The sequence below is a fragment of the Pararcticibacter amylolyticus genome (assembly GCF_003130405.1).
GTDB classification, from domain to species: Bacteria; Bacteroidota; Bacteroidia; order Sphingobacteriales; family Sphingobacteriaceae; genus Arcticibacter; species Arcticibacter amylolyticus.
This window is the reverse complement of sequence record NZ_QEAS01000027.1, coordinates 1-2,494: the sequence shown is the minus strand read 5'-3', so window position 1 is coordinate 2,494 and position 2,494 is coordinate 1. Positions and strand designations below refer to the sequence as shown.

The 2,494-nt window shown below is 50.6% G+C and carries 1 protein-coding gene; it reads right to left on the bottom strand.

Translation table 11 applies throughout. The features are described 5' to 3' along the window. Positions 1–106: 106 nt before the first annotated feature. Positions 107–2,494 (bottom strand): Ig-like domain-containing protein (locus DDR33_RS22745; RefSeq protein WP_146198834.1); only part of this gene is annotated, 2,388 nt, incomplete at its 5' end.

Sequence of the window (2,494 nt, the reverse complement as noted above, 5' to 3'; positions counted from 1 at the left end):
CAGGATGAAGAGGATGAAGTAGGGGCTTGGGCGGTGCATTATAAAAGAAGAAGCCGTCCTCCCTGGAGGGAAGACGGCTTCTTCTTTTATATATTTAGCAGGAAGGCTAGTACTTCACTACGATATATCCGGTTTTATACTTTTGAGTATTTCCGTCTTTATAGTTTATCCTGTAGAAATAAGATCCTTGCGGAAGGTTGTTTCTTTTCAGGAATGTAGCGGTAAAGCCCTTTCCGTTTTGCTGGAAGACATCGCCGGTTGCGTATGATGTGGATTCAAACACCTTCGTTCCTGCGCGGTTGACGATGACGATGTGGTAGTCGGTCAGGTTGCTTAAGCCTTCGATCTGCAGCACATCATTGACACCATCGCCGTTCGGAGTCACGAGTTTGTTTACGATCAGTTTCTGACCAGTTTCATCTACAACGTTAACATCCACCTCAACAGTTGCCGGTTCCAGGTTATTCGTTCCCGCTACGGAGAGAGAGATTGTTGCTCTGCCTATTCCCTGGGGTTCAAGCTTATCTGCGTTGATTTTTACAACCATCGGGTTGGAGCTTGTAACCTGTACAGGGAGACCGGAGCTGACACTTGCATTCATATTAAATGCTGTGCCATAACGCTGCAGTACAGGAACAGTGGAATACTGAATGATCTGCTTCGCTTTATTCACCACGAGTTCCCTGGCTGCAGATGCTGCTGTAAAGCCAGAGCTCTCTGCCTGTGACACTGTGATGGTTGCTGTTCCTGCTCCAACAATATGGATGGTGCCATTTTCACCGACAGTTACGACTTCCAGGTTACTGCTTGTGTAAGTTACCGGGCTTTGATCATTGTTGCTGTGAATGGTGACTGAGAAGTCAGCATCTCCATATGTCTTTGCAGCAACCTGATCAATAGTAAGGACAGTAGCCATTTTCTGTGCAATCACGGTGATGCTGACCGGGGCACTCGGAGTACTTTTGTTACCTGCCTCGTCCACTACAACTGTAGTGACCTGGTTTGATCCTGCAGGAAGTGCCGGGTTGAATGAGAATGACCAGTTGCCATCTGCATCTACCGGGGCATCCCCTACTTTCTGTCCGCCAACATAGATCTCTATGGTAGTACCCGGGGTTCCTTTCCCGCTGATTGGAGCAGAAGGATCGGATGTTACGCCTGTACCGCCCGGAACTACAGGTTCGTTAGGAGTTACCGGCTTGTCGGTTTTGATGGTAATAGTGACTTCTGCACTTTCACTCACGTTGCCGGCAATATCTGTTGCTTTTACGGTAACGGAGTGACCGCCTTCTGTCAGAGCCGGGTTGATCACAAGTTCCCACTTCCCATTCTGGTCTGCATAGACAGGGCCATAAGGCTTGCCGTCGATGACGATTTCAATCCTGGTGCCTGGTTCTGCTTCGCCACTGAACGTTGGAGTGGTCGTGTTGGTTGCTGAACCGTTACCGCCTGGTACTGTCGGAGGCTCAGGAGTTACCGGCTTGTCAGTCTTGATCGTGATGGTAGTTCCCGCACTTTCGCTGACATTGCCTGCAATGTCAGTTGCTTTTACGGTTACAGCATGATCGCCTTCGCCCAGCTCTTCGCTAAGGGTAATTTCCCAATGTCCGTTCTGGTCTGCGTAAACAGGACCATAAGGCTTACCGTCGATCACTACTTCGATCTTAGTGCCTGGTTCAGCGGTACCGCTGAAGGTTGGAGTGGTATCGTTTGTGGCTGAGCCGTTGCCGCCGGGAACTGTCGGAGGCTCAGGGGTTACCGGCTTATCGGTCTTGACGGTGATAGTGGTTTCTGCACTTTCACTGACGTTACCTGCAATATCTGTTGCTTTTACGGTTACTATGTGGCCGCCATCCGTTAAGGCTGGGTTGATCACAAGTTCCCAATGCCCGTTCTGGTCCGCATAGACAGGGCCATAAGGCTTACCGTCGATGACGATTTCGATCTTAGTGCCGGGTTCTGCTTCGCCGCTGAACGTTGGAGTTGTCGTGTTGGTTGCTGAACCGTTACCACCAGGTACTGTCGGAGGCTCAGGAGTTACCGGCTTATCCGTTTTGATGGTGATAGTCGTTCCGGCACTTTCGCTGACGTTGCCTGCAATGTCAGTTGCTTTTACAGTGACGGTATGATCGCCTTCACCCAGCTCTTCGCTAAGGGTAATTTCCCAATGTCCGTTCTGGTCTGCATAAACAGGACCATAAGGCTTACCGTCGATCACCACTTCGATCTTAGTGCCTGGTTCAGCGGTGCCGCTGAAGGTTGGAGTGGTATCGTTTGTTGCTGCGCCGTTGCCGCCCGGTACAGTTGGCTGCTCTGGGGTTACTGGCTTATCGGTCTTGATCGTGATGGTCGTTCCGGCACTTTCACTGACGTTGCCTGCGATATCGGTAGCTTTTACGGTTACTATGTGACCGCCCTCTGCTAATGCAGGGTTGATTACAAGTTCCCAGTGACCGTTCTGGTCGGCGTAGACAGGGCCATAAGGCTTGCCGTC